We start from the raw sequence: 20,607 nt of genomic DNA, 5'->3' as shown, positions 1-20,607 counted from the left end.
CGCCTTTTGGGGGCGTGCCCTCGTACTTCGAGGGCTGTGGGGATCTCCCCCCCGAAAGGTGCAGATCACTTCCCTGCGTTCACGTTCCCGTACGGGCACGGGCGCTTTTGGCCCGTGCCCCCGTTCTTCGGGCGCGTGCCCCGTTCTTTGGGCGCGTGCCCCCGTTCTTCTGGCGCGTGCCCCCGTTTTTCGGGCGCGTCTGAGACGCGCCCCTACACGCGCCCCTACCGACGTGCCCCTTCACGCGCCCATGCACACAAAAAAACCGCCCGTTCGCACGGGCGGCCCTGATTCACGGCGTGTACACCCACCAGCCGGGCTGCTCCGGCTGCTCGCAGCACTGCATCACCTCCACCCGGCCCTCCTCCAACCACACCACCGCCGGCCGCGCCGCAAAATTGTAATTGGACGACATGCTCAGCTGATACGCCCCCGCCGCGGGCGTGGCCAAAAGCTCCCCGCGCTGCACCGGCGGCAGCAAAATGTGCGGGATGAGCACATCCCCCGATTCACAGAATTTGCCCACCACGCGCATGGCCTCCGTCGGCGGATCGCTGGGGCGCTCCACCACCCGCGCCGTATACTGCGCCCCATACAGCGCCACCCGCGGGTTATCCGCCAAGCCGCCGTCAATGGCCACAATGTGCGTGCCGTTGGGGGTCATCTTCTGCGATCCCACCCGGTACAGCGCCACCCCCGCCCGCGCCACCATCCACCGCCCCGGCTCCAAAATCACCTTGGGCAGCTTCCAGCCGCGCTGGTGATTGGCCGCCGCCACCGCCTCGCTCACCGTGCGCACCCAGGCTTCGGCGTCATCCGGCCCGTCCGCCTCGGTGTAGCGCACCCCCCAACCCCCGCCGGGGCTGATCTCCTCCGGCACAAAGCCTTCTGCATCGGCCACCTCATACAGCATCTCAATCGCCTTGCGGTACGGCTCGGCCTGAAAGATCTGCGACCCCAAATGCGTATGCAGCCCCACCAGGTGAAAATGGGGGCTGTTCTTGCAGAAACGGATGGCCTCGGCGGCCTCCCCGTTTTGGATATGCAGGCCAAATTTGCTGTCGGCGTGCGACGTTTCAATGTGCGGGTGCGTGTTCACGCGCAAATCCGGCGTAATCCGCAGCCAAATGCGCGCCCGGCGTTGATTTTTGCGCGCCAGATCTTCCAGATAGCGCATCTCATCCAGGCTGTCCACCACAATGGCCTGCACCCCCCAGGCCAGGGCCGCCTCCAGCTCCGGCTGCGACTTGTTGTTGCCGTGCAGGTGAATGCCCTCCGCCGGGAAGCCCGCCTGCTGAGCAATGCGGATTTCGCCGTAGCTGACCACATCCGCCCCCAGCCCCATCTCGGCCATCTTCACCGCCAGCGCGTGTGAAAAATAGGCCTTCACCGCGTAGGCCACGGCCGCCTCGCCGGGGTAATACTGCCGGAACAAGCTCTGCAAGCGCTCGGCCTGATGCCGGATGGTGGCCCCGTCGTACACATACAGCGGCGTGCCGTAGGTCTCCGCCAGGCTCTTCAGGTCGTGCCCGGCGATGGACAGCCGCCCCGCCGCGTTCACGCGTGTGGTGATGGGAAAAATGGAAAAATCATCTGTGGGCTGCATCATTTCACCTCTTAATCTAACCAAACCGATCCATAATCGCCCATGATACCACCTTCTCCCCCGCACCGCAAAAAATTCCCCCGCAAATGCGCCTATCCCATCCCCCCGCCTATGATATACTCGCACCTAGCCCCTAATTGGAGAACCGTATGCCCAAACGTCTCATCCTGCTGGCTGGCAATATCGGATCCGGCAAAACCTCCCTCACCGAACGCATCGGTCAACGCCTGGGATGGCGCACCGCCTTTGAATCCGTGGCCGATAACCCCTACCTGCCCAACTTTTACGGCGACATGCGCGCCTGGTCCTTTCATTTGCAGGTCTATTTCCTCGGCCACCGCGCCCGCCAGCACCTGGAACTGTGGCAGGACCCGCGTTCGGCCATCATTGACCGCAGCATCTACGAAGACGCCTTCATCTTCTCGCGCGCCCTCAACCACCTGGGCAACCTCTCCGAATTGGATTATCAAACTTACCGGCGCGTGTTTGACCTCATCACCGAACAGCTCCCCCCGCCCTCCCTGCTCATCTACCTCAAAGCCCCCGTGCCCGTGCTCATGGATCGCATCCGCCAGCGCGCCCGCGATATCGAAACCGGCATCAGCGCCGATTACCTCGCCCTGCTGGATTCCTTCTACGAAGACTGGATCAACACCTTCGAACTGTGCCCCGTGCTCACCCTGCACACCGGCGACCTGGATTTCGTCCACAAGCCCCAGCATCTGGATATCGTCGTCCAGCGCATCGAAGAAACCCTGCAAGGCAAAAGCACCATCACCTTCAACGGCAAGGGCTGAGGCCTACACCAGACCCCAATACTTCTCAAAGTAGCGCAGCAGCTTTTCGATAATCCCCTGCTTTTTCTCCGCCCGTCCGCCCCCAAAACGCGAGATGGGCGGCAGGATTTGATCCAGGGCCGTGCCGGTGGTCTTGAGCACCCCGTCGCGGAAGGCGTTTTCCATGAAACGCCGCGTCTCTTCCGGCTTTAACTTTTCATCCTGAATGAGGGCCTCCAGATCCGCTGCGCGGCGCTCCTGCAAAAACTGGCGCCAATCCTCATCCACCTGCGTGGCCGCGTTCATCTGGTCAATAAAGCGCTGAATCAGTTCCTTCTTGCTGCGCAGTTCCAGGCTGCTCTGCACCGCCTTGTCAATGGTGGTCAAAATGCTGGCATCCTGGCAGTTGGATTGGCCGTATTGGGCCACCAGCATGAGGATGTAATCAATATTCACCTCAACCTGCCGGATCAATTCCAGTTCAAACACCAGATCGTCGTTGATGCTTTCCTTATCCGCCTCGCTCCCCCGGCGCAGCTCCTGATACAGGTCAATATAGCGGCTGTGGTAATCCTGAAAATCCCGTTCCGAAAGAATTTCCTGACCGGTGAAGTCGTCAAACGCGCTCAAAATGTTGCGCAGCCGCAAAATGGCCCCATACAGGCGGATGAAGTCCTTTTGGGCCTCCTCGCCCGTGATGGGCTGCCCCAGCGGATAGGCGGCGGTCAGCTCGGCGATGCGTTCCACATAGCCGGGCTGATGCTGCCCCTCCTCCTCGTAGCCGTGATAATACTCCTCGTAGGTGCGCAGCAGCACCACACCCCCGGCGTCCTTGTTGCCAAACAGGGCAATGGCCTCATCCGTTTCTTCTTTTAAGTCGCGGAAGCACACGATATTGCCAAAGGTCTTAACGCTGTTCAAAATGCGGTTGGTGCGTGAAAAGGCCTGCAGCAGCCCGTGCTGGCGCAGATTCTTATCCACCCACAGCGTGTTCAGCGTGGTGGCGTCGAAACCCGTCAGGAACATGTTGACCACAATCAGCAAATCCACCTCGCGGTTCTTCATGCGCAGCGACAGGTCTTTGTAATAATTCTGGAACTTGTCCGCCGAGGTGTCGTAATTGGTGCTGAAGGCCGCGTTGTAATCCCGCAGGGCCGCCTCCAAAAAATCGCGCGCGGGGGCGTCCAGGCGCTCCATCTCAAAATCCTCATCCGGCAGCAGCCCGCCCGCCTCTTCTTCATTGGGGCTGAAACTGAAAATGGTGGCGATCTTCAACCCGCGCTGCTGCTCGGCGTTCTGCCTTCGAAATTCGGCGTAGTAGCGCATGGCCAGGGGGATGGAGGCCGCGGCGAAGATGGAATTGAACCCGACCACGCGCCGCTCTTCGCCCTGCCGTGTGCGCGACGGCAGGGTGTAGGCCGTGTTGCGCTGGGTCTTCTGGTCAAAATGCTCCAGCACATAGCGCACCACCTCGCTCACCCGCCGCGGGTCGGCCAGGGCCTTTTCACGGTCAATGCCGTACACCTTTTTATCGGCCACCCCCTCCGGCATGTGCAGGGTGTTAACATAGTCAATCCGAAACGGCAGCACGTTCTGATCGCTGATCGCGTCCACAATGGTGTAGGTGTGCAGCTTTTCGCCGAAGGCCTGTTCCGTGGTGCGCAGCAGCGGGCTGCCCCCCGAACCCGCGTTGGCCGCAAAAATGGGCGTGCCGGTGAAGCCGAAGATGTGATACTGCTTAAAATGCCGCGTGACCGCCTGGTGCATATCGCCAAACTGCGAGCGGTGGCATTCGTCAAAAATCAGCACCACCCGTTTTTTGTAAATGGGGTGCTGGCGGTTGCTGCGGATGAAACGCTCCAGCTTTTGCAGAGTGGTGACCAGGATGCGGTATTCGTGCGGGTTGCCCTTCTCGTCGCGGTCTTCCAACTGGCGCTGCAGCACGCGCGTCGAGGTGTTGCCGTCCGCCGCCCCTTTTTCAAAGCGGTCGTACTCCTTCATCGTCTGGTAATCCAGGTCTTTGCGGTCCACCACAAACAGCACCTTATCCACCGTCGGCAGGGCCGCCGCCAACTGGGCGGTCTTAAAGCTCGTCAGCGTTTTGCCCGAACCGGTGGTATGCCAGATGTAGCCGCCCGCCTCGATGCTGCCCGTGCGTTTGTACTGCGCCGACACGGCGATGCGCGATAAAATCCGCTCGGTGGCCGCGATTTGATAGGGCCGCATCACCAACAGGTCATTTTCCGAAGTCCACACGCAGTAGCGGGTGAGGATGTTCAGCAGGGTGTGGCGCGCAAAAAAGGTCTTGCTGAAATCCACCAGATCGGGGATGATGCGGTTGTGGGCGTCGGCCCAAAAGCTGGTGAATTCAAAGCTGTGGCTGCTGTGCTTGCCCCGCCCCCCCGCGGCCCCCTGACCCTGGCGGCGCAAATGCGCTTCGCGCGTGGTATTGCTGTAATATTTGGTGTGCGTGCCGTTGGAGATCACGAAGATCTGCACGTATTCAAACAGGCCGCTGGCCGCCCAAAAGCTGTCGCGCTGGTAACGCTGAATCTGGTTAAAGGCCTCGCGCACGGCCACCCCGCGCCGCTTCAGCTCCACATGCACCAGCGGCAGCCCGTTCACCAGCACGGTCACATCGTAGCGGTTTTCGTAGGCGCCTTCCCGCTGGGTGATCTGGTGGGCCACCTGCAGGCGGTTGTTATGGATGTTCTTCTTATCCAGCAAATAGATGTTCTTGGTGCTGCCGTCGTCGCGCCGCAGCAATTGCACATGGTCTACCTGAATCTTGCGCGTCTTTTCCACAATGCCCTCGCCCGGATTGGCCACGCATTCGCGGAAAAAGCGCCCCCATTCGTCTTCGCTGAAGGTCATCTCGTTCAGGGCTTCCAACTGGCGGCGCAGATTGGCGCGCAAAGCCGCCTCGTCCCGCCCGGTGAACAGCTCGTAACCCTGGGCGCTGAGCTGGCGTACGAACTCGGCTTCCAGCTCGGCCTCGCTTTGGTAACTCTCCGGGCGGGTGCTGTAATCGGCGGCGTATTCGGCCACCACGGTGGCATCGGTGGTGCTGGCCACAATCTGATAGGTGCTCATGCCCGCGCCTCCAACAGGGAAAACAGGTGATCGCGGTAATAGGCGTACTGCTGGCGGCGCCCGGCGATCTCGGCCGGCAGCCCGCTGCTCAGCCCCGCGGTCAGCTCGTCAAAATGGTCTAAGATCGTGGTGATACGGATTTGCTCTTCCAAAGGAGGAACGGGTAGATCTAAGTTTTTTACGATATCCGCATTGAGGTTCTGTACCGTACCGGTTGATGCCCGCTGCGCCATCATCATTTGAATTGTGTTGGAACTTAGCAAATGGTAAAGGAAGTCTGGAGTGAAGTACACATCAAATCCACTGATCGACAGCCAACCATCATGAATACAGCCTTCTGTTTTCATGATGTAGGGACGGCCAAAGCTCATAGAATTCGACAAAACAAAATCACCTGGGCGCACCAATCGGGACATTTCCGCGCCCATTGGGGTAATCTTTTCAGAAGTGGAAGTAATATATTTACTCCCAGGCTGAACATCACCGATTTTTATCCAATTTATTCCGTCTTCGGCATCCGTTATGAAAGCCCGGATAGGACGTGGAGACGCGCCTCGAACGATGGAGGCGATTTCTCCAAAGGGTTTGGTTTTATACTTGTTAAAGCTGATAAGCTTATTCCGGTAATACTCATACTGTATCTTTCTTGCGGTAAGCTCCGCGGTAAGCTCCGCGGTAAGCTCCGCGGTAAGCTCCGTGAACTGGTCCAATATGCGTACAATTTCCCGCTGCACCTCCAGCGGCGGCAGGGGGATGATTATGCTTCTCAAATTTTGCTGATTAAGTTTAGGCGGTACACCTCTGACTAGTGAATCAATATTCACGGTTTGCATGTAATGATAAATAAATCGCAAAAGGGTTCCTGGTTTCTCACTTAAAACGTGAGCATGATTATTAACCCATATTTTTCCAGTTGCCCAGGTTAAAACTGGACTGTAATCCGTATTAATAACACTTCCATCTTCGCCTACGAGAAGAAAAACACCATCAAAAATATAATCACCAACATAATCTTGTATACCATTTGCGCCGTAGTAAGGATAGATACCTTTTGTTCGGTCTTTTTTTGTTACAGGTTTTCTCTGACTATCCAGAATATTACAAACCTCCCCCAACGTCTTATACTCCACCCCCTCCGGGCAGAGCTGCGCCAGCAGCGCGCGCAGGCGGCTCACGCCTCTCCCTCCAGCTCGGCGATGATTCTGTCGATCTCCTCCCGCAGTTCCTGGGCGCGGGCCGCCATGCGCCGCAAATCGGCGTTCAGCGCGGCGATGTCCACCGCCTGGCGCGTGTCCTCCGCCTCCACATAAGTCGAAACGCTCAGGTTGTAATTCTGCGCGGCCACCTCGCGGTTGGGCACCAGCCGGCAGAAGTGCGCCCGATCCTGGCGCTGCACGTAGGCGTCTACGATCTGGGCGATGTGATCGGCCGTCAGCTTGTTGTTGTTGGTCACCTTCACGCATTCTTTCGAAGCGTCTATGAACAAGGTGCTGTTTTCGGGTTTGGATTTCTTCAGCACCAGAATGCAGGTGGCGATGCTGGTTCCAAAAAACAGGTTGTCCGGCAGTTGAATCACGCCGTCCACATAGTTATTGTCAATCAGGTACTGACGGATCTTCTGTTCCGCCCCCCCGCGGTACATGACCCCCGGAAAGCACACAATCGCCGCCGTGCCGTTCACCGCCAGCCAGGCCAGGCTGTGCAGAATGAAAGCCAGATCCGCCTTGCTTTTGGGCGCCAGCACCCCCGCCGGGGCAAAGCGCGGGTCGTTGATCAAAATCGGGTCGCTGTCGCCCTTCCACTTGATCGAATAGGGCGGGTTCGAGACGATGGCCTCAAACGGCTCTTCGTCCCAATGCTGCGGGTCGGTCAGCGTGTCGCCCAGGGCGATATCAAATTTATCGTAATCAATATCGTGCAGGAACATGTTGATGCGGCACAGGTTGTAAGTGGTGATGTTGATCTCCTGCCCAAAGAAGCCGCGGCGCACGTTCTCTTTGCCCAAAATGCGTGCAAATTTCAGCAGCAGCGAACCCGAACCGCAGGCCGGGTCGTAGACCTTGTTCACCTGGGTTTTGCCCACCAGGGTCAGGCGCGTCAGCAGCTCCGAAACCTCCTGCGGGGTGTAATATTCGCCGCCGCTCTTGCCCGCGTTGGAAGCGTACATGGCCATCAGGTATTCGTAGGCGTCGCCAAACGCGTCAATGGTGTGGTCTTTGTAGTCGCCCAGCTTTAAATCGGCCACGGCGTTGAGCAGCTTCACCAGTTTTTCGTTGCGCTGCGCCACCGTGCCGCCCAGCTTGTTGCTGTTCACGTCAATATCGTCAAACAGCCCGCGGATATTCTCTTCGCTTTCGGTGCCCTGGGCCGAAGCCTCAATGTGGGTAAAGATGGCTTCCAGGGTTTCGTTCAGGTTGGGGTCTTCTTTGGCGCGGGCGCGCACGTTTTCAAACAGCTCGCTGGGCAGGATGAAGAAACCCTTGGTGCGCACCAGGTCGCCGCGCGCCGGCTCGGCCTTGTCATCTGCCAGGCGGGCGTAATCAAAGCCGGTGTTGCCCGTCTCCCACTCCCCGGCGTTGATATAGCCGCGGATGTTCTCGGAGATGTAGCGGTAAAACAACATGCCCAACACGTACTGCTTAAAGTCCCAACCGTCCACGCTGCCGCGCAGATCGTTGGCAATGTTCCAAATCGTGCGGTGAAGTTCCGCGCGTTCCTGTTCTTTTTTGTGGTCTGCCATCCGCGTGCTTCCTTTCTTCCGCCGGGGTTTTTGCCGCCTTGCCCCCTGCCGCATCCCTTAGATTAACGCTGCTTGTAATGCACCCCGCTCACCTCACGCAGGCGCTGGGCGGCCGTTTCGGCCGTCAGGTCGCGCTGGGGCATGCCCAGCATCTCAAAGCCCACCATAAATTTGCGCACGGTGGCCGAGCGCAGCAGCGGCGGGTAAAAATGGGCGTGGAAGTGCCAGCCCGGATAGGCCTGCCCGTCAAACGGCTCCTGGTGGAAGCCCATCGAATAGGGGAAGGAGACTTCAAACAAATTGTCGTAACGGATGGTCACCTGCCGGAAGACGTCCGCCAGCCCGCGCACCTGTTCCGCGCTGAGCTGCGGCAGGCTGGTCACATGCGCGTTGGATGTTACCAGCACTTCAAAGGGCCACACCGCCCAGAAAGGCACAAAAGCGGTGAAATGCTCGTTCTGCGCCACCACACGCTCACCCCGCGCGCGCTCTTCGGCGGTCACATCGCACAGCAGGCAGCCCCCCGTGCGCTGGTGATAGGCCGCCTGCTGCACCGCCTCGACGGCGGGCTCGTTGGGAACCTGTCCCGTGGCCCAAATCTGGCTGTGGGGGTGCGGGTTCGAGCAGCCCATCACCGCCCCCTTGTTTTCAAACACCTGCACATAGCCGATCTCCGGCCGCGCGCCCAGCTCCGCCGTCTGCGCGCTCCAGGTGCGGATGACCGCCTCCACATCTTCCAAAGCCATCTCCGGCAGGGTCAAATCGTGGCGCGGCGAAAAGCACACCACCCGGCACACCCCCGTCTCCGGCTCGGCGCGAAAGAGAGCGTGATCGGTGGGTTCTTCCCCCGGCTCCGGCGGCAGCAGCGCGGGAAAATCGTTGTCAAACACGTACGGGCCGGTATACTTGGGGTTATCGGCCCCCTGGTTGCGCCGGTTGCCCGGGCACAGGTAACAAGTGGGGTCGTAGGCCGGCAAATTGGCTGCGGCGGTCTTTTCCACCTGCCCCTGCCAGGGGCGCTGGGCGCGGTGGGGCGAAACCAATACCCATTGTCCATTTAACGGGTTGAATCGGCGGTGCGGTCGGTTAAAATTCATCTGGATTCCCTCGAAAATTGGGTGCAACGTTTTTGCATTTCCTGCGTATATTGTAATAGAAAAGCAAAAAATCAGGAGCAAATGGTGACCGACACAGAAGCCGCATGGCTGGAGCAAGCGCTCAAAGGAGATGACGAGGCCTACTCAAGGCTGGTAGAAACCTACCAGAACCCCGTCTTCAACCTTTGCTACCGCATGCTGGGCGATGAGGCCGAGGCCGAAGACGCCGCCCAGGAAGCCTTCTGGCGCGCCTATCAGGCCCTCAAGCGTTACGACCCCAACCGCTCCTTCATCACCTGGCTGCTCTCCATCGCCGCGCATTACTGCATTGACCAGCAGCGCAAACGCCGATTTACCAGCTTTTCGATTGACAGCCTGGAAGAAGATTTTCTTCCCGACGGCGGCGTCGGCCCCGAAAAGGCCGCCGCGCAGTCGGAGCAGAGCCAGATTTTGCATCAGATGTTAACGCAAATGCCCGCTCCCGACCGCGCCGCCATCGTCTTACGCTATTGGTATGACTTTACCGATCAGGAGATTGCAGATGCGCTTTCGCTGACTGTCCCTGCTGTCAAAAGTCGTCTCCACCGGGCGCGCCGCGCTCTGGCGGAACAGATGCAGCAGCACATCAAGGAACCGGCGTATGCGGAAAGGAACCCTTATGAATCATCAGCCTTATGAATCCTGGATCCTGGATGAGGCCGCGCTGTCTTTGGCTGAACAGCGCCAAATGAAAGAACACCTCGATTCGTGTGCCGCCTGCCGCAAGCTGGCCACCGGCTGGATCGCTGCCCGCCGCTCGATGCGTGCGGCCCCTCCCGCTCGCCCCGCCCCGGGTTTCACCGGGCGGTTCCAGGCCAGGTTGGCCGAACGCCGCGCCCTCCAACACCAATTGCAAGCCCGCCGGTTTGTGTTGATCACCACCACCGCCTCCATGCTGGCTTTGTTCGCACTGATGGCCTATCTGGCCTTCACCACCAGTTTTGCCACCCTGCTCGTCAACGCTTTGGGGTTGGCCACGCGCCTGGTGATCCAGTGGAACAATGCGCAGCAGGTGATTATGTCTTTATGGCATGCCCTGCCCCTCTACATCCCGGTTGCCATTTGGGTGATCCTCTCCACCGGTCTCAGCCTGCTTGGGCTGATCTGGGCAGTCTCCCTCTGGCGCATTTCTGCTAAAGGAGTTACAAACCAATGAAATCTCTCTATAAGCTCACTCTTGTATCTTTGCTGCTGGCGGCGCTCTTCCTGGCCTTCCCGGCCCCCGTGTACGCCCAGGGTCCTGACGACGACGGTCAGGTCATCTTCGGCGGCAGCTACACCCTCAACGACGGTCAGTCGCTGAACGGCGATCTGGCCATCATCGGCGGCACCGCCGTCATCCGCGAAGGCGCAACCGTCAACGGCTCCGTGGTCGTCACCGGCGGCTCCATTGAGGTCGCGGGTGAGGTCAACGGCGACGTGGTCGGCGTGGGCGGCACCATCAACCTCAGCGATACCGCCGTGGTGAACGGCAACCTCATCTCGGTGGGGGCCAATATCGCCCGCGCCGAAGGCGCGGTCGTCAACGGCGACGTGGTCAACGGCGCCCCCGGCAGCTATTCGTTTGACCTGCCGCGCAATACCCTGCAAAACCCGGTGCTCTCGGCCTGGAAGAGCGGCATGCGCTCCATCGGTGATTTCCTGTGGAGTTCCTTCCAGGTGCTGGCTCTGGCTGCCCTGGCGGCCCTGGTCGTCCTCTTCATGCCCAACGTCACCGCCCGCGTGACCCACGCCATCTCGGCTCAAACCCTGGTGAGCGGCGCGATGGGCCTGCTGACCCTCATCGTGGCCCCCGCCCTGGTGCTGCTCTTGGCCATCACCCTGGTGCTCTCGCCGCTGGCCATTCTGGGCATTCTGGCCCTCATCACCGCCCTGGTCTTCGGTTGGGTGGCCCTGGGCTACGAGGTCGGCAACCGCCTGGCCGCCGCCCTCAAGGTGCAGTGGGCCCCCGCGGTCAACGCCGGCCTGGGCACTTTGCTCACCTCGCTGGTGGCGGGCCTCTTCGGCCTGATCCCCTGCGTGGGCTGGATCGTGGGCTTCCTGGGCGCTGTCGTCGGCCTGGGCGCGGTCATCACCACCCGCTTCGGCACGCAGGCTGTGTCTGTCCCCACCCCGCCTACGGCGGTAGTCGCACCCGCGCCGATCCCGGCCCCGGAACCCCCGGCGGGTTCGGGCGAGGATGCGCAAATCTAACCCCATAATCAATCATGTCATTGCACCTGAACCATGTCGTTGCGACCGAAACCATGTCATTGAGACCTAAACCATGTCATTGCGAGCCCCCCGCTTTTTGGGGGGCGAAGCAATCTCTACCCCGGCATACAATCACCCACCATGTCATTGCGAGCCCCGGTTTTTTGGGGCGAAGCAATCTCTACCCCAGCATACAATCACCCGCCATGTCATTGCGAGCCCCGGTTTTTTGGGGCGAAGCAATCTCTACCTCAGCGAGCAGATTGCTTGGCCCTCGAAGTGCGAGGGTACACCGCTGCGCGGCTCGCAATGACATACGAGGAGACAGCAGATTGCTTCGCGCCCTTCGCGCCTTCGCGGTTCATCCCCCACAGCTCTGCTTTCACGGCGTGTAGATTGCTTCGCTACGCTCATCACCCGCCATGTCATTGCGAGCCCCGGTTTTTTGGGGCGAAGCAATCTCTACCTCAGCGAGCAGATTGCTTCGCCGCTGCGCGGCTCGCAATGACATACGAGGAGGCAGCAGATTGCTTCACTTCACCCGTAATGACACCGCACTCTTAACCCAGCTCATGTCTGATCCATCTCAGACCGGAGGTACCCTATGCTCAAAAAAATCACCGCCATGCTGCTCCTACTGATCCTGCCCAGCCTGGCCTGCACCATCACCGTCCCCACCGTGCGCACGGTCAACACCGGCGCCACCCAAACCCTCACCCTGGCCGAGCCGCTGCCCGAAGGCGCAGCCCCCGCCCGCCTGCTCATCGAAATGGGCGCCGGCCGGCTGACTCTGGCCCCAGGGGCCAAAACCTTCGTGGACGGCGAAATCCGCTGCAACGTCGACTCCTGGCAGCCCAAAGTCACCCGCCAGGACGGCCGCCTGAGCCTCTTGCAGCCCACCAGCCTGACCGCCCAATTCCCCAACAACGACATCGTCAACGAATGGGATCTGCGCCTCGGCGGCGCCGCCCCCTTTGAGCTGGAGGTCAATGCCGGGGCCTACGACGGCTCCCTGGATCTGTCCGGCCTGCCCATCACCCGCCTGGAAATGTCCAGCGGGGCCAGCAGCCTGAACGTGTCCTTCACCCAGCCCAACCCGCAGGTCATGCGCCTGCTGTCCTTCAAAACCGGCGCCTCCAGCATCAGCCTCAGCGGCCTGGCCAACGCCAATTTTCAAGAAATGACCTTTGAAGGCGGCGCGGGCTCCTATCAGCTCGATTTCGGCGGCACTCTGCTCCAGCCCGCTAACGTGCGCATCACCGGCGGGGTCAGCAGCACCACCCTGCGCATTCCCGCGGAAACCAACGCCGAGGTCATCGTCAGCGGCGGGCTGAACAACGTCTCGCCCAGCGGCACCTGGAACATCTCCGGCAGCACCTACCGCGCCGAAGGCCCCGGCCCCCTGCTCACCATCCGCGTGGAATTGGGCGTCGGCAGCCTGGAGCTGATCCGCGCAGACGCGCCCTGATCCCTCTCCAACCACAAAAAGACGACCGCCCGCGGGTTTACCGTGGGCGGTCGTCTCTATATCCGTTAAGTTCAGCGCTCAGGTGCTTTCCTCGCGATACCAGCCGTTTTCTTCAATCAGCGCGCGCACGCCCGCGGGCAGGTAATAGCGGTAGGGCTTGCCCGCCGCGATGCGGCTGCGGATCTGCGAAGAGGCGATCTCCAGCAGCGGCGCTTCCACAAAATGCACCTTGGCGCTCAGGCCGGGGAAAAGGCTTTCCAAATGGGCCAAATCCACCCCATCCCCCGGGCGGCGCATGACACCCAGCCCGGCGCAGGCGCGGATCAATTCCGCGGGTTGGTGCCAGGTGGGCAGATCGTGCAGCGAATCCCCGCCGATGAGGTAAAACAAATCCGCATCCGGGAACTGGTCTTGCAGCAGCCGCACCGTATCCAGGGCGTAATGCGGCCCAGGGCGGTCCAGCTCCACCCGCGACAGCTCAAAGGCGGGGTTATCCGCCAGCGCCGCCTGCACCATTTGCAGCCGCACCTCCGCGGGGCGGATCACCTGCCCCTGCTTATGCGGCGGGTCGGGCGTCAGCACCCACAGCAGGCGCTCCAGCCCCAACTGGTCTTGGGCTTCTGCCGCCAGGATCAAATGGCCCAAATGCGGCGGGTCAAACGTGCCGCCAAAAATGCCAATGCGCGGCGCGCCCAAATTAATCCTGCCAATCCAATTCGAAACCGGCGATGGTGACGGTGTCGCCTTCCTCCACGCCCGCCTTGCGCAGGGCCTCTTCCACGCCCAGGGTTTCCATCAGGCGTTGGAAGCGCCGCACCGAACCGTCATGTTCCCAATAGGTCATGGCCGCCGCCCGCTCAATGGCCCGCCCCCGCACCACATAACCGCTGTCTGTCTTTTCCACGGTGAAGGTGCGCGGATCTTCCTCCGGCCGGTACACGGGCAGCTCACCCACCACGGTCGGCTCTGGGGCGGTTTGCAGCAGCTCCACCGCCTTCCACAGCACCGGGTTCACATCCGTGCGCGCCAGGGCCGAGATGGCAAACGGCTCGTAGCCGTGCTTCTTCAATTCTTTCTGAATCTTGGGCCAGCGCTCCTGCACCTCTGGCTGATCCATCTTATTCAGCACCACAATCTGCGGTTTCTTCGCCAATCCAGCGTCAAACAAGGCCAGTTCGCTGTTGATCTGGCTGAAATCCGCCAGCGGGTCTTCGCTCATCCCGTCCAGCAGGTGAATCAGCACCCGCGTGCGCTGAATGTGGCGCAGGAAGGCATCCCCCAGACCCACGCCCATGTGCGCGCCTTCCACCAGGCCGGGGATATCCGCCAGCACCAGGCTGTTCAGGTGGTCCAGCAGGGCCACGCCCAAATTTGGCTCCAGGGTGGTGAAGGGGTAGTTGGCGATCTTGGGTTTGGCGTTGGTCACCGCCGCCAGCAAACTGGATTTGCCCGCGTTGGGAACCCCCACAATGCCCACATCCGCGATCAGCTTTAGCTCCATCCGCAGACTGCGTTCCTGGCCCGGCTCGCCGCGTTCAGCCGTGCGCGGGGCCTGGTTGCGCGAGCTGGCAAAATGCTGATTGCCGCGCCCGCCGCGCCCGCCCTTGCAGATGGTCAGCTGCTGGCCTGGCTCCACCAAATCGCCCAGCAGTTCATCCGTGGCCGCGTCATACACCATCGTCCCCGGCGGAACCGGAATGATCAGGTGCTCCGCTGAGCGGCCGGTCATGTTGGTGGGCCCGCCGTTGCGGCCGTCCTTGGCGATGAAGCGCGCGTTCTGCTGGAAATGCGCCAGCGTGTTCAGTTTGGGGTTCACCTGCAGAATCACATCCCCGCCCCGGCCGCCGTCGCCCCCGTCCGGCCCGCCGCGCGCGATGAACTTCTGCCGCAGGAAATGCACCATGCCGTCCCCGCCCTTGCCCGATTGTACGTAAATAGAGATCTCGTCAATAAACATGCGTCAATTGTACCGTATTTCCAACGTTTCTCAGAACCTGCTGCGCTTTAAACACACAGCAGGGCGGGGGCTGGCCCCGCCCTGCTGGCCAAATTCAAAGACTACTTGCGGAACTTCGCCTTGAGGATGGTTTCCAGGGTAGGAACGCCGATCTCCTGCAGTTCGTAGCGCACGCGCTGCATGGGCTTGTTGACCTTGATGATGCGGGTCAGGTCAATCGGGGTGGCCGAGATGACCATATCCACTTCGGCGCGGTTGATGGTGGCTTCCAAATCGCGCACCTGCGCTTCGCCGTAGCCCATTGCGGGCAGGATCTGACCGGTCTTGGGGTACTTCTGGTAGGTGCTGATGATCGAGCCGACCGCGTAGGGGCGCGGATCCACGATTTCGGCGGCGCCAAAGCGGCGAGCCGCCACCCAGCCAGCCCCGTAGGCCATTTCGCCGTGGGTCAGGGTCGGGCCGTCTTCAATCACCAACACGCGCTTGCCGCGGATGGCTTCGGGGTCGTCCACGAACAGCGGGGAAGCGCCTTCGATCACCACCGCATCGGGGTTCAGGCGCGCGGCGTTGTTGCGCACGGCGATGACGGAATCGGGGTTGGCGGTGTCCACTTTGTTGATCACGAACACGTCCGCCAGGTACATGTTGGTTTCGCCGGGGTGATAGGCCACTTCATGCCCGGGGCGGTGCGGGTCGAGCACCACAATGCTCAGGTCAGGCTTGTAGAACGAGAAGTCGTTGTTGCCGCCGTCCCACAAAACGATGTCCACTTCCTGCTCGGCCTGGCGCAAAATGGCTTCGTAATCCACACCGGCGTACACGATCACGCCGTTATCCAGATGAGGTTCGTATTCCTCGCGCTCTTCGATGGTGCATTCGTGCTTGTCCAAATCGGCATAGGTGGCGTAACGCTGCACCTTCTGCTTCACCAGGTCGCCGTAGGGCATGGGGTGGCGGATGGCGGCCACTTTGTAGCCCATTTCGCGCAGGATCAAGGACACGCGGCGGGTGGTCTGGCTCTTGCCCGAGCCCGTGCGGATGGCGCACACCGAAACCACCGGCTTGGTGGATTTCACCTGGGTGGTGGTGGTGCCCATCAGGCGGAAATCAACGCCCGCGGCCGTCACCAGGGAGGCCTTGTGCATCACGTATTCGTGCGGCACATCGCTGTAAGCGAAGACCACCTGATCCACCTTCAGGTCTTTGATCAGCTTGAGCAGATCGCTTTCGGGGAAAATCGGGATGCCTTCGGGGTACAGCGAACCGGCCAGGGCCGCGGGGTATTTGCGGCCGTCAATGTTGGGGATCTGGGTGGCTGTGAAGGCGACCACGGTGTAATCGGGGTTATCCCGGAAGAACACGTTGAAGTTGTGGAAGTCGCGCCCTGCAGCGCCCATGATAAGAGTACGGATGGGGGTCATGCTTGCATTTCTCCTTTTGGTGTCTGATGGTTTGATACGATTCACTCCAGCCCAAAAAGGCACATGAGGATCCTGCCACTGCTATTCCGAAACAAGGCTTCCCAATATGGGAAGCCCTGGAACGAACTACATCACTTCGGGTGCGCGAATGCCCAGAATGTTCAGGCAGTTGGCCATAGCCTGCTTGGCCGCCGCCACCAGATGCACGCGGAAGGCGCGCACCGCCGGTTCCGCCGAAATCACCGGGCACTGGTTGTAAAAATCGCTGAAGGAACGCGCCAGATCGTAGCCCAGCGAGGCCAGGCACAAAGGCCGCAGCTCCGCCGCCGCCCGCTGCACCTCTTTGGGGAAGCGCGAAATCAGCTCAATCAGCTCCACCTCGGCCGGGGCCAGCTCATGCTGCGGTTCGGTCAATTCGGGCAGATCCCCGCCTAGCTTACGCAGAATGCTGTTGGCGCGCACATGCGCGTATTGAATGTACGGCGAGGCCTGGCCGTTGAAATCCAAAGCCGCCTGCCAATCAAAGGTGACCGTCTTGGCGTTCTCACGCGCCAGCATGGGATACTTAATCGCCCCAATGCCCACCGCTTTGGCCACTTCCAGCTTTTGCTCCGCGCTCAAATCGGGGTTCTTATCTGAAACCACCTGCAGCGCGCGCTCCGTCGCCTCGCGGATCAGATCTTCCAGCAGCACCACCGTGCCCTCGCGCGAGGCCATCACCACATTCCCCGGCAGGCTCACCAGCTCATAGGGGATATGCTGGCAGCGCTCTGCCCAATCATACCCGGCCAGTTCCAGCGTCTTAAACACCTGCTGAAAATGCAGCGACTGGCGCACATCCACCACATACAGCGAGCGCGCCAGCTGGGGGTATTCTTCAAATTTGATCTTGGCCAGGGCCAGGTCTTCCGTGGCGTACAGGGCCGTGCCGTCAGAGCGCAGCACCACCATCACGCGGTACTTTTCGTTCTTCAGGCCCAGCAGCTCATCCAGTTTCACAATCACCGCGCCGTCGGGGCGTTCATCCTGCGCGATGCCGCGTTCAATCAAATCCTGCACCATCACCTTGCCGGGCTGCTCCGCCTGACTGTTAAAGTAGTAACGGTCAAAGCGGATGTCCAGCAGATCGTACATCTGGTGAAAGCCTTCCAGCGACCATTGGCGGGTTTCTTCCCACAGGGCAACGATCTCCGGCTCGCGTCGGTCCCAGGCCTGATACAGCGCCCGCACCTCGGCTTCCAGATCGGGGTTTTCTTCCAGGCGGCGGCTGGCCTCGGCGTACAGTTGGCCCATCCACTGGGTGATGTCCTTTTGCGGCTTCTCGCCCTTATGGAATTTTTGGTAATTCCACAGCCATTTGATCACATGCAGGCCCATATCGCCGGGGTAATTGGCGCGGATGACCGCGTAGCCCGCGAATTCCAGGATGCGTGCCAGGGTGTCGCCCAGGATGGCCGAGCGCAGATGGCCCACATGGAAAGCCTTGTGGGTGTTGGGCTGCGAAAATTCCACCATCACCTGCTCGCCGCGCGCCGCGCCGCTGCCAAAGCGCTCTTGCTCCTGGCGCACATGCTCCAGCACGCGCCGCGCGTAGGCCCCGCTGTCAAAATACAGGTTCAAATAGCCGCGCACCGCTTCCACCCGCTCAAAGCCCGCCGGCAGCCCCAAATGGGCCGCGGCCCCTTCGGCCAGCTCCTGCGCCCGCGCCCCCACGTTAATCTTCTGCCCCTGGCGCGATTCCTGGGCGGCGATGGGGAAAAACGGCAGCGAAATCCCCCAATGCCCGCTGAAGGGAATCCAGTTCCATTGAACCGCTTCCAGAGTCAGCCCCTGGGTCTGGCAGTAAGTGCGGATCTGTTCGCCAATTCGTTCTTGTTCTGCTTCAAACATGCGCGTCTCGTTCGATCAACTGGGTGGAAATGCAAAAGCGGGAGTAGGTAAACTCCCGCTGCCGGTATGCTTGATGGATCCCGAATCGTCCGGGAGAAACTTTCAGGCTTAGCTTTGCAGCTCAGCCAAACGCTTCATTAACCGGCTTTTCCGGCGTGCGGCGTTATTCTTGTGGATAATGCCCTTTTCCGCGGCCTTATCCAGCGCGCTCACGGCCACACGGACAGCCTCAGCGGCGTTGTCCTGATCACCAGTGTTGATCGCCAGGCGAGCCTTACCGACAAAGGTACGAGCCTTACCCCGGAAAACACGATTGCGCACGCGTCGTTTTTCGTTCTGCTTGTTGCGCTTAATTTGCGACTTGATGTTAGCCAAAGCTTCCTCCGATTGAATCTTCTTAACGATTGCAACACTGGATTTTACCCGACAGATGCGTTTTTGTCCAGTATTCGCCCCGCCCCCAGCAAAAATTGCCCCCGCCGCGATTCAACAAATATTGCTTCCGATCCAGCAGCACGCATCCTGCCGATTGCATGTACAATACAGGTATCATCTCGCCCCAGGGGGACCCGCATGCCCAGCTACCAACCCAATGACATCCTCCTCGATAAGTACCGCATCGAACGCCTGCTCGGTCAGGGCGCCTTCGGTGAGGTCTACCTGGCCGTGCACAACCACCTGAATGTCCGCCGCGCGCTCAAAGTCCTGCGCCGGGACGCCGAGGGGATCGGCTCCAGCCTGTACGCCGAGGGCCGTGCTCGCTTCCAACTGGAATCTCAGCTCGGGGCGCAAGTCAATCACCCCCACCTCATCCAGGTGTTTGACTTTGACGACGCCGAGGGGGAGATGCTTCTCGCCATGGAATTTGCTCCCGGCGGCAGCCTGCAAAAGCGCATTAACTCGGCCCGCGAATGCGGTCAGCCAATTCCCCTGGCTGAAATCACGCGCACAGCGCGGGAGGTGGCCGCGGGCCTGGCGGTCCTTCATCAGCGCGAGGTGGTGCACCGCGATCTCAAACCCAGCAATATCCTCTTCGGCGCCGACGGCTCCGCCAAAATCGCTGACCTGGGCCTGGCCCAAATCCCCAGCGGCGCCTCCATGCGCTCCCGTCTGAGCGTGGTCGAGCACCATCCCGGCACCCCCGCCTACATGAGCCCCGAGCAGGAAACCTCCTTCGCCTACTTGCCCCCCGCCTCCGACGTCTACACCCTGGGGTTGATCCTGTTTGAGCTGCTCTGCGGACGCAGCTACCGCGGCCTGCGCCCCGGCACGCCTGCCCGCAGTCTGCGCCCCGATACCCCCGCCTGGCTGGATGAGCTCCTGGCGGTCATGCTGGCCAAGGACCCCGAGCAGCGCCCCTGGGACGGGCAGGAGCTGGCCGAGAGGCTGCGGGCCGGGGACAGCCAACCCGCAAAGACCCCGCCCTCCCAGGAAACACCCGCTGAATTGCCAGCGCCTGTTGCCGCTTCGCCCCCGCAGCCTCCCAAACCCGCAGCGCCGAAAGTGGAAGAAAACCGCCTCGTGGTGCCGCTGGCCGATGGCGTGGTGATGGAATTCTGCCGCGTCCCCGCCGGGGCGTTCCAGATGGGTTCAGCAGATTCAGACAAAGCCGCATATTCTAAAGAAAAGCCGCAACATCGTGTAATTCTGGATGAATACTGGATCGGCAAGTACCCGGTGACCAACCGCCAATATCAGGTCTTTGTTCAGCAGACTGGCCAAAAGCCGCCTGAGCATTGGTCAAAAGGGGTGATCCCTCAGGGCAAAGAGAACCACCCGGTGGTAAAAGTCAGCTGGGAGGAGGCCCGCGCCTTTTGCGCCTGGGCTTCCAAGGTTTCCGGCCAATCCATCCGTCTGCCCAGCGAAGCCGAATGGGAGAAAGCCACCCGCGGCACGGACGGGCACATTTACCCCTGGGGGGATCAAGCCCCCAATGGGCAATTAGCGAACTTTAATAATCATGAAAAGGGTACCACCGCGGTGGGGCAGTACCCCGCCGGGGCCAGCCCCTACGGCGCGCTGGATATGGCCGGCAACGTGTGGGAATGGGTGGCGGATTGGTATGGACCGTACCCTTCTGAAGCTGTTTCCAACCCCACTGGGCCGGGTTCGGGCGAAACCCGAGTGCTTCGCGGGGGCTCTTGGAACTGTGGTTCGAACGGCATCCGCACGGCGAATCGCGTCAGGGGCAATCCCGACAACCGCAGCGGCGATTTCGGCTTCCGTTGTGCCCGCTGAGAAACGGTTTGAACGGGTTTCTGATTCTCTGGTTTCTGCCGCCCGCAGGGCGTTCTGGTTGTCTGATGGGGGGCCAACCCCCTGACGTG

Annotated in this window: 16 protein-coding genes; 6 read left to right on the top strand and 10 right to left on the bottom strand. The window is 60.8% G+C overall.

Going from position 1 to position 20,607, the window contains the following annotated elements:
* Positions 1–292 precede the first annotated feature (292 nt).
* On the bottom strand, positions 293–1,609 hold the full coding sequence (lysA, locus tag ADN01_RS14960) for a diaminopimelate decarboxylase (RefSeq protein WP_062418863.1): 1,317 nt from the start codon (positions 1,607–1,609) through the stop codon (positions 293–295).
* 146 nt (positions 1,610–1,755) lie between these two features.
* Here lysA and ADN01_RS14955 point away from each other — a divergent pair, with 146 nt between their 5' ends.
* Complete coding sequence (locus ADN01_RS14955) at positions 1,756–2,403, top strand: deoxynucleoside kinase (protein ID WP_062418864.1); 648 nt, start codon at positions 1,756–1,758, stop codon at positions 2,401–2,403.
* Positions 2,404–2,406: 3 nt separating this feature from the next.
* Here ADN01_RS14955 and ADN01_RS14950 read toward each other — a convergent pair whose 3' ends face one another.
* The 4 genes from ADN01_RS14950 to ADN01_RS14935 all read right to left on the bottom strand — a co-directional run bounded on the left by ADN01_RS14950 (position 2,407) and on the right by ADN01_RS14935 (position 9,312).
* A complete protein-coding gene (locus ADN01_RS14950) occupies positions 2,407–5,475 on the bottom strand; it encodes a type I restriction endonuclease subunit R (protein WP_062418865.1) in 3,069 nt (1,022 codons plus the stop codon).
* On the bottom strand, positions 5,472–6,650 hold the full coding sequence (locus tag ADN01_RS14945; protein WP_062418866.1) for a restriction endonuclease subunit S: 1,179 nt from the start codon (positions 6,648–6,650) through the stop codon (positions 5,472–5,474). The genes ADN01_RS14950 and ADN01_RS14945 overlap by 4 nt, the downstream gene beginning before the upstream one ends.
* Positions 6,647–8,215 (bottom strand): type I restriction-modification system subunit M, encoded by a 1,569-nt coding sequence (locus ADN01_RS14940; RefSeq protein ID WP_062418867.1) that lies wholly within the window; start codon positions 8,213–8,215, stop codon positions 6,647–6,649. The genes ADN01_RS14945 and ADN01_RS14940 overlap by 4 nt, the downstream gene beginning before the upstream one ends.
* 62 nt (positions 8,216–8,277) lie before the next feature.
* Entirely contained in the window at positions 8,278–9,312 is a 1,035-nt protein-coding gene (locus tag ADN01_RS14935) for a UDP-glucose--hexose-1-phosphate uridylyltransferase (RefSeq protein ID WP_113918875.1), read from the bottom strand.
* An 81-nt stretch (positions 9,313–9,393) separates the two neighbouring features.
* Here ADN01_RS14935 and ADN01_RS14930 point away from each other — a divergent pair, with 81 nt between their 5' ends.
* The 4 genes from ADN01_RS14930 to ADN01_RS14915 all read left to right on the top strand — a co-directional run bounded on the left by ADN01_RS14930 (position 9,394) and on the right by ADN01_RS14915 (position 13,012).
* Positions 9,394–9,990: an RNA polymerase sigma factor gene (locus ADN01_RS14930; protein ID WP_062418868.1), complete on the top strand. Its 597-nt coding sequence runs from the start codon at positions 9,394–9,396 to the stop codon at positions 9,988–9,990.
* Positions 9,971–10,507 (top strand): zf-HC2 domain-containing protein, encoded by a 537-nt coding sequence (locus tag ADN01_RS14925; RefSeq protein ID WP_062418869.1) that lies wholly within the window; start codon positions 9,971–9,973, stop codon positions 10,505–10,507. Before ADN01_RS14930 ends, ADN01_RS14925 begins: the two co-directional genes overlap by 20 nt.
* Entirely contained in the window at positions 10,504–11,544 is a 1,041-nt protein-coding gene (locus ADN01_RS14920; protein WP_062418870.1) for a hypothetical protein, read from the top strand. Before ADN01_RS14925 ends, ADN01_RS14920 begins: the two co-directional genes overlap by 4 nt.
* A 604-nt stretch (positions 11,545–12,148) precedes the next feature.
* Positions 12,149–13,012: a toast rack family protein gene (locus tag ADN01_RS14915; RefSeq protein WP_062418871.1), complete on the top strand. Its 864-nt coding sequence runs from the start codon at positions 12,149–12,151 to the stop codon at positions 13,010–13,012.
* 78 nt (positions 13,013–13,090) lie between these two features.
* Here the strand turns inward: ADN01_RS14915 and nadD are convergent, their stop codons facing one another.
* From nadD to rpsT, 5 genes are all read right to left on the bottom strand, one after another.
* On the bottom strand, positions 13,091–13,708 hold the full coding sequence (gene nadD / locus ADN01_RS14910) for a nicotinate-nucleotide adenylyltransferase (RefSeq protein WP_062418872.1): 618 nt from the start codon (positions 13,706–13,708) through the stop codon (positions 13,091–13,093).
* A gap of 1 nt (position 13,709) precedes the next feature.
* The gene (gene obgE / locus ADN01_RS14905; RefSeq protein ID WP_062418873.1) at positions 13,710–14,969 is read right to left on the bottom strand and encodes a GTPase ObgE; all 1,260 of its coding nucleotides are present in this window, start codon (positions 14,967–14,969) and stop codon (positions 13,710–13,712) included.
* 101 nt (positions 14,970–15,070) lie between these two features.
* Positions 15,071–16,390 carry a cyclic 2,3-diphosphoglycerate synthase gene (locus ADN01_RS14900; protein WP_062418874.1) on the bottom strand — a complete coding sequence of 440 codons (1,320 nt, stop codon included), beginning with the start codon at positions 16,388–16,390 and terminating at the stop codon, positions 15,071–15,073.
* 126 nt (positions 16,391–16,516) lie between these two features.
* Positions 16,517–18,280: an arginine--tRNA ligase gene (gene argS, locus ADN01_RS14895; protein WP_062418875.1), complete on the bottom strand. Its 1,764-nt coding sequence runs from the start codon at positions 18,278–18,280 to the stop codon at positions 16,517–16,519.
* 108 nt (positions 18,281–18,388) lie between these two features.
* Complete coding sequence (gene rpsT, locus ADN01_RS14890) at positions 18,389–18,655, bottom strand: 30S ribosomal protein S20 (RefSeq protein WP_062418876.1); 267 nt, start codon at positions 18,653–18,655, stop codon at positions 18,389–18,391.
* 198 nt (positions 18,656–18,853) lie between these two features.
* Here rpsT and ADN01_RS14885 point away from each other — a divergent pair, with 198 nt between their 5' ends.
* A complete protein-coding gene (locus tag ADN01_RS14885) occupies positions 18,854–20,518 on the top strand; it encodes a bifunctional serine/threonine-protein kinase/formylglycine-generating enzyme family protein (protein WP_062418877.1) in 1,665 nt (554 codons plus the stop codon).
* The last annotated feature ends 89 nt before the right edge of the window (positions 20,519–20,607 follow it).

The organism is Levilinea saccharolytica (genome assembly GCF_001306035.1).
Classification (GTDB): domain Bacteria; phylum Chloroflexota; class Anaerolineae; order Anaerolineales; family Anaerolineaceae; genus Levilinea; species Levilinea saccharolytica.
The sequence above is the reverse complement of the archived record's forward strand: the minus strand, read 5'-3'. Positions and strand labels throughout refer to the sequence as shown.

Coding starts and splice junctions, on each gene's coding strand:
- ADN01_RS14940 (WP_062418867.1), bottom strand. CDS start 8,215: ATGGCAGACCACAAAAAAGAACAGGAACGCGCGGAACTTCACCGCACG.
- lysA (WP_062418863.1), bottom strand. CDS start 1,609: ATGATGCAGCCCACAGATGATTTTTCCATTTTTCCCATCACCACACGC.
- ADN01_RS14900 (WP_062418874.1), bottom strand. CDS start 16,390: ATGACCCCCATCCGTACTCTTATCATGGGCGCTGCAGGGCGCGACTTC.
- ADN01_RS14920 (WP_062418870.1), top strand. CDS start 10,504: ATGAAATCTCTCTATAAGCTCACTCTTGTATCTTTGCTGCTGGCGGCG.
- ADN01_RS14950 (WP_062418865.1), bottom strand. CDS start 5,475: ATGAGCACCTATCAGATTGTGGCCAGCACCACCGATGCCACCGTGGTG.
- argS (WP_062418875.1), bottom strand. CDS start 18,280: ATGTTTGAAGCAGAACAAGAACGAATTGGCGAACAGATCCGCACTTAC.
- ADN01_RS14915 (WP_062418871.1), top strand. CDS start 12,149: ATGCTCAAAAAAATCACCGCCATGCTGCTCCTACTGATCCTGCCCAGC.
- ADN01_RS14935 (WP_113918875.1), bottom strand. CDS start 9,312: ATGAATTTTAACCGACCGCACCGCCGATTCAACCCGTTAAATGGACAA.
- ADN01_RS14885 (WP_062418877.1), top strand. CDS start 18,854: ATGCCCAGCTACCAACCCAATGACATCCTCCTCGATAAGTACCGCATC.
- ADN01_RS14930 (WP_062418868.1), top strand. CDS start 9,394: ATGGTGACCGACACAGAAGCCGCATGGCTGGAGCAAGCGCTCAAAGGA.
- ADN01_RS14955 (WP_062418864.1), top strand. CDS start 1,756: ATGCCCAAACGTCTCATCCTGCTGGCTGGCAATATCGGATCCGGCAAA.
- ADN01_RS14925 (WP_062418869.1), top strand. CDS start 9,971: ATGAATCATCAGCCTTATGAATCCTGGATCCTGGATGAGGCCGCGCTG.
- obgE (WP_062418873.1), bottom strand. CDS start 14,969: ATGTTTATTGACGAGATCTCTATTTACGTACAATCGGGCAAGGGCGGG.